This window comes from Vibrio sp. V19_P1S1T109 (genome assembly GCF_002241375.1).
Classification (GTDB): Bacteria; Pseudomonadota; Gammaproteobacteria; order Enterobacterales; family Vibrionaceae; genus Vibrio; species Vibrio anguillarum.
In genome coordinates this window covers 1-5,238 of sequence record NZ_NDIM01000177.1, presented here as the reverse complement: position 1 = coordinate 5,238, position 5,238 = coordinate 1, and the positions used below count along the sequence as shown (strand labels likewise).

The window sequence follows — 5,238 nt, the reverse complement described above, 5'->3', positions numbered from 1 at the left end:
GAGTAGGGTTGAGGGCCGATTTAAAAATGAAGAGTGATTACCGATAAAATCTAACACCATTAATTGCTGTTTACCTGTACTCGGAGATTGGCGCAAACCGCGGCCTAATTGCTGTAAAAAGAGTATTTTTGATTCGGTGGGACGAATCATCAAAATGGTATCAATCGCTGGTAGATCGGTTCCTTCATTGAACAGGTCGACAGAAAAAAGAATGTCGATACTTCCTTCATTCAACTGTTTTAGGGCGTCGTTTCGACGTATTTGAGAGTCACTATAGACGGCGATAGCGCGAACGCCTTGTTTGGAAAAGTATTTCGCCATGTAATCGGCATGACGTTTAGAAATACAGAAAGCTAATGTTCGCTGTTGTTTTCTGCCAAACCAATGGTGATAAATATGTTCGGCACGCTGCTTGGTTGCAAATGCACTGTCCAAAGCTGTGGGGTCAAATTTGCCATTGCGCCAAGGGATTTCTTGATAATCGACGAATTGATCGTAAATACCATAGTAATGAAATGGCACTAAAATTTTCTCATCAATGCCATGCACCAAGTTACGCTCAAACACTAAATTGTTGTCGCAAAGCGATAATATATCGGCTTGATCAGAGCGCTCGGGTGTTGCGGTTAAGCCTAAAAGAAACGCTGGTTGGAAATAAGCGAGTAAATCTCGGTAACTACGCGCACTCGCGTGATGAAATTCATCGACAACAATATAGTCAAAATCATCGGCTTTGAAGCGCGCTAACTGCGCTTTTTTACCTAAGGTGGCGACCGAAGCAAAAAGATAATCAGCTTCCTCTGTTTTTTCAGCTCCGTTGTATAAGCCAGTTTTAGCGTTAGGTATTAATTTACTAAATGTGCTTTCAGCTTGAGTCAGAATCTCTTCTCGATGGGCAACAAACAAGACGCGTTTTGCTTGCATCTGTTGGGCATCAAAAGCGGCTAACCATGTTTTTCCCATTCCAGTCGCTAAGACAACCAAGCCACGTACATAGCCTTGCTCACGGCTCTGGTTTAGCGCTGATAAAGCCAACACTTGCATTGAGTTTGGGGTAGGTATCTCCGGTGCTTCATCGGCTCCATCCAACAGTGTTAATGAACGTTGCATTGACAGTTTTTTGTAGCGCAGTAAGTAGTCGTCTATCCAGTGATGGGAGAGAGCCATACTCTGTTCATGAGAAAAAATAGCTGAAAACTGCTCACGAATATATTCAAATTCTTGCGCTGCGGGTGAAGTGGCTGGTTGCTCAAAATCGTGGCGTAAAGCCCACTCATAGCTCTGTAGTAACGCTGTTTTACTGATGTTATTTGAACCGACCCAAGCACACCCTTCACTGATGATCCCTTGTTCTGTTTTAACAAAAATGTAGGATTTCATATGAAAGCTATGTTGACTTTCACAAGTAAAAATACGGCATTGCGCTCCACGTTCCGCCAATATCATAAGGCGTCGTAATGCGACTGGGTGGGTTATTGCTAGATAGTCCGAAGTCAGTAATTTGAGTGAGGCTCCACTTTTTAGAGCGTCAAGAATAGGGTCAAATAGTAAATCCAATCCGGAAGGTTGAACGAAAGAAACCGAGATCTCTATTTCACTAGCGTGGTTAATGGCTTGGATTAACTTAGGAAGTAGCGGGTCTTGTTTCCCTCCCGCACTTAATTTTGGACCGCTATATAAAGTGGCTAGACCCTTGTTTCTATGAGCGCTCATCGCTCTTCACTTTTTATTAAAATAGCATTCAACCACTGTTCGTTTTGGCGATCCGCTCTTAAATCATTGGTTATCCAGATTTTTGCAACATTCAATGGGGCATGAGCGATCCACTGTGCTAAACGTTGTTCATCACCGTTGGTAAATCGACGGCCATCACGTTCCACTTCCCCTGTTCCATATTTAAAAGAACAATATAGAGGGGCTAATGATTTTAGCTGAGAAGCTAAATGAGTAAAGGTATCTGGAAGATCTAACTCACCAACATGCAGTAACGATGCGCAAGCCCAAATACCATCAAAAGATTGATCACTTTGAAAATCAGCAAAGGTTGAAACGGTGACCGGAATTTGAAGCAGTTGAGATGCTAAGCTTGCTAATTCTTCACTGGCGTCAAATGCCACCACTTTATAACCCTGCTCAATGAAACTTTTTGCATCTCTGCCTGAACCACAACCAGCATCAAGGATGATGCCCCCTTTTGGAATATGGGGCGTAAAGTGTTCCATCAGCGAATGGGTATCTACTTCTTTGGTTGATGCAAAAAACAGTTGGGCATTTTGGTTGTAGAACTCGATAGACATAATCGCTCCTCAAAGTGAACGCTATTCTAACTATCTAATACCAAAGGCTCAATTGATTGCAGTACAAGTGTGATCAACTGAGTTGTTTTAAGTTTTTCGTGCGCAGACAGCTAGCCTAAAGTCGCCATAGAACTCAAGTGATGTTCTATTCAATAAGAATGACTAATTAACCATTAATATTATTAATTTCACTTATTCCACAGAGGGCTTTACTCTGCACTTCGGCTTCAATTTGAATGAGAAAGAAAATATGACAGCGATTACTGATTTAGAGGTTTTACTGCAATCCATGTCACCCGAGTTGGTGGGCGGAAGTTATGTGTTTTGTACTGTGCAAGGGGCATTAGCCGATTATTTGCATTTAGAACCCGTGGCGACATTTCAAGAGCGTGAAGGGCTGACCTTGGTCGTTGAGCAGCAAAAGGCCATTGCGGCGCAGCTCGATTTTGAATCGGTATTCAGCTTAATTACGCTGACGGTTCATTCAAGTTTAGAGGCGGTGGGTTTAACGGCCGCTTTTGCAACTAAGCTAGCTTCGTATGGCATCAGCGCTAATGTGATGGCGGGCTATTATCATGACCATATTTTTGTACAAAAAGATAAGGCAGAAAAGGCGATGGCGGCACTCAAAGAGTTCGCACAATAATGATTTCCTTGCTACCTGCAACTCCAAGTTGTTTGGTTATAAATATTCAAAATAGCATAGTTTGATGCAACCAATCGGTTAAGTGTAGAGGATAAGTGTATGACTAATATGGTAATGAAAGTGAAGACGGCATCTGGTCGGCAAGTGACCTATCACCGGAATTTAACGGCGCTGCGCCAGTCGTTTGACCAAGCTGGGATTCACTATCAGTTGATCGAGACGAAAGTGGTTGCGGTTCGTTCTCCTCGCTGAATGAGTTAGCGTACGTCAGTTAATTTTCATTCAGGGATGATTGAATGTGTCAAAAGGGGAGTGGTAATGCGTTTGTTGAGTTTGCAGTTTTGTTTCCAAAATTGAGAAACATATTTTCGAGAATAAGCGTGTATTGATAAGAGTCTTTTCTAGGATTTATACCGAATGCCGTGATATTATCCTGCGCCCAACGGCTAGGTGGTGGGTTTATAAACCACTACTGGCCTTATTAGTAGCAGATAGTTTCATTGTTGTGGATGATGATTCTATGTAAAAAGAGACCGTATTTTGCTTGATATATTACGCGAAGTATTAGGATGGACATCTGTCGCATTCTATATATCACTCACTATTTTTAATTCGATGAAGTTTACTCGCTATGCTGCATTTGCTTCGGCTGCGAATGACATTGCTTGGTCAATTTTGATGGGCTGGTGGCCTAAAGTCATCCTTAACCTGTCGGTTGGTGCCATTAACGCATATCGATATGTGAAAGATTTTACTAACACCAGCAAAATGGTGATCAATTCTGCTGCGGCTTTGATGGCGAGCGGCATTCTTTATATTGCTTATGTGGCCGTAAGCAGCTTTATCAATAACCCCACACTTGCCGAAGCCTTGCAGTTTGGCGATCTCGCGTTAATTTTGTTGGCACTGTATATGACTGACCTGAAAAGGTTCCGTTTGCTCATGTTCTTATCGGGGTTTGTTGGTATGGCTGCCTATTTCGGTAACCCACAAATGATGATCATCAAAGCGTTGGTTATTGGCATTATGGCTTACAAGCTTTTCCGCGCCGATAAACTCACGACAGTCGCTACCCATCAGCAACAAACGAATGCATAACTGCGGGTGTGTAAACTGACCTCCGCATTTGTACAAGAGAAACATCAGGGTGGCGTCCTAAGTTGAGATTGGCGCGCTTTCTATTTATTGAGCGATAGTCATTGAGTTGCGATTGTTTAGAGCCACCTGGCAAAATCATCAATTTCCTGCTTCAAAAGGAACTGAACCCGCGTCCATGTATTCCTAAATCATTAAAAAATACTAGCTTGTTATAGCAATTCAATCTAAAGGAATAGCGCTGATACTGAGAATTTTACCCATCCTCACCATCTATCAATAGCGATTTTAACGCATCGGGAGAAGAGGGGAGCAGTCCGACTTTTAAGCCAAATAGTTTGAGTTGCCAATAGGCGACATCGTGCCAAACTTGAGCAAAACATAGTCTTGTTCATCTGAACTAAGGTCTTCAATATCTAGGTATTTAACCCAGTACCGTCTACTAGCGCCGCTAGGCATAATATCGTCTAGAAACTTTAACCATCTGGGTTTACCCATGTCATTAAAAAAGAATGAGACAGGGTGGTTTAGTGAAACAGCGTGAAAGTCATCTTTATCGTGATGCTCTAGCGCATAGTCGCTGAGGTAGTTGAGTTCAGTTACTCGGAAATTATGTTGACTACTTTTAGGGAACGAGATAATACCAATATCTATCCATTCACCTTTGATAAAAGCTTGTACGGTTAGTTCTTCCATCGACAACACCCTACTTATCAATGAGTAAAGTTTTACTCTTAAAGTCATTTTCTTTCAAGTTGTGAGTAAATTGTTACTCATAATCTGTAAGTCAAAAGTTTTGATGAGCAGAATGGATGATTTCAGCGATGAAAGCTGCGATAGGAAGTGGGGCGTTAATAGTTTGTACAGTGATGCAAGTTGTTCGTAATAAATGAACAGTTACCTTGAATGAACAAAGTGGTTGAGGTGAGCTGTGGCAGTGTTACGAGGAATGTTACGAAGTGACAGAGATTAAGTGAATCTCGATGAGACTCCCTGAACCACTTAAAGCTAGATATGACAAGGGTTTAGAAAAGAAAAAAGACGCCCTAGGACGTCTTTGCTGGCGGGATTTGAACTTGATTGTTAATAATTTGATATTTAAGTGATTATACCTTTTAAGATTAATCTTGGAGTACTTTTTGGAATACCTAGAAATTGCGTGACTGAAATCACATAGTTGGCATTAACGTCGTACTTACT

The 5,238-nt window shown here is 41.7% G+C and carries 5 protein-coding genes and 3 pseudogenes; 3 read left to right on the top strand and 5 right to left on the bottom strand.

Annotation, left to right across the window (positions count from 1 at the left end; genetic code table 11):
* Nucleotides 1–1,713, bottom strand: a 1,713-nt coding sequence (locus B9J87_RS08435) for a DEAD/DEAH box helicase family protein (RefSeq protein WP_176429503.1), incomplete at its 3' end; no start/stop codon positions are given.
* Nucleotides 1,710–2,297: a class I SAM-dependent methyltransferase gene (locus B9J87_RS08430; RefSeq protein WP_094150188.1), complete on the bottom strand. Its 588-nt coding sequence runs from the start codon at nucleotides 2,295–2,297 to the stop codon at nucleotides 1,710–1,712. The genes B9J87_RS08430 and B9J87_RS08435, both read right to left, overlap by 4 nt.
* A 250-nt stretch (nucleotides 2,298–2,547) precedes the next feature.
* Between B9J87_RS08430 and B9J87_RS08425 the strand changes: the two genes are divergently transcribed.
* The 3 genes from B9J87_RS08425 (at nucleotide 2,548) to B9J87_RS08420 (ending at nucleotide 4,041) form a co-directional block, all read left to right on the top strand.
* Nucleotides 2,548–2,943, top strand: a complete 396-nt coding sequence (locus tag B9J87_RS08425; RefSeq protein WP_094150186.1) for an ACT domain-containing protein — start codon at nucleotides 2,548–2,550, stop codon at nucleotides 2,941–2,943.
* Nucleotides 2,944–3,042: 99 nt separating this feature from the next.
* A complete protein-coding gene (locus B9J87_RS17750; RefSeq protein WP_176429502.1) occupies nucleotides 3,043–3,195 on the top strand; it encodes a hypothetical protein in 153 nt (50 codons plus the stop codon).
* 288 nt (nucleotides 3,196–3,483) lie between these two features.
* Complete coding sequence (locus B9J87_RS08420) at nucleotides 3,484–4,041, top strand: hypothetical protein (protein WP_013857463.1); 558 nt, start codon at nucleotides 3,484–3,486, stop codon at nucleotides 4,039–4,041.
* A 16-nt stretch (nucleotides 4,042–4,057) separates the two neighbouring features.
* On the opposite strand, the pseudogene B9J87_RS17915 reads toward B9J87_RS08420, so the two are convergent.
* The 3 pseudogenes from B9J87_RS17915 to B9J87_RS08415 form a co-directional block, all read right to left on the bottom strand.
* Nucleotides 4,058–4,180: pseudogene (locus B9J87_RS17915) on the bottom strand (integrase); the annotation flags it as partial.
* A 114-nt stretch (nucleotides 4,181–4,294) separates the two neighbouring features.
* A pseudogene (locus tag B9J87_RS17620) lies at nucleotides 4,295–4,378 on the bottom strand (transcriptional regulator); the annotation flags it as partial.
* 2 nt (nucleotides 4,379–4,380) lie between these two features.
* A pseudogene (locus tag B9J87_RS08415) lies at nucleotides 4,381–4,734 on the bottom strand (hypothetical protein); the annotation flags it as partial.
* Between the last annotated feature and the right edge of the window lie 504 nt (nucleotides 4,735–5,238).

Excerpts from the sequence above, each read along its gene's own strand:
- B9J87_RS08430 (WP_094150188.1), bottom strand. The coding sequence starts at position 2,297 with ATGTCTATCGAGTTCTACAACCAAAATGCCCAACTGTTTTTTGCATCA.
- B9J87_RS08425 (WP_094150186.1), top strand. The coding sequence starts at position 2,548 with ATGACAGCGATTACTGATTTAGAGGTTTTACTGCAATCCATGTCACCC.
- B9J87_RS17750 (WP_176429502.1), top strand. The coding sequence starts at position 3,043 with ATGACTAATATGGTAATGAAAGTGAAGACGGCATCTGGTCGGCAAGTG.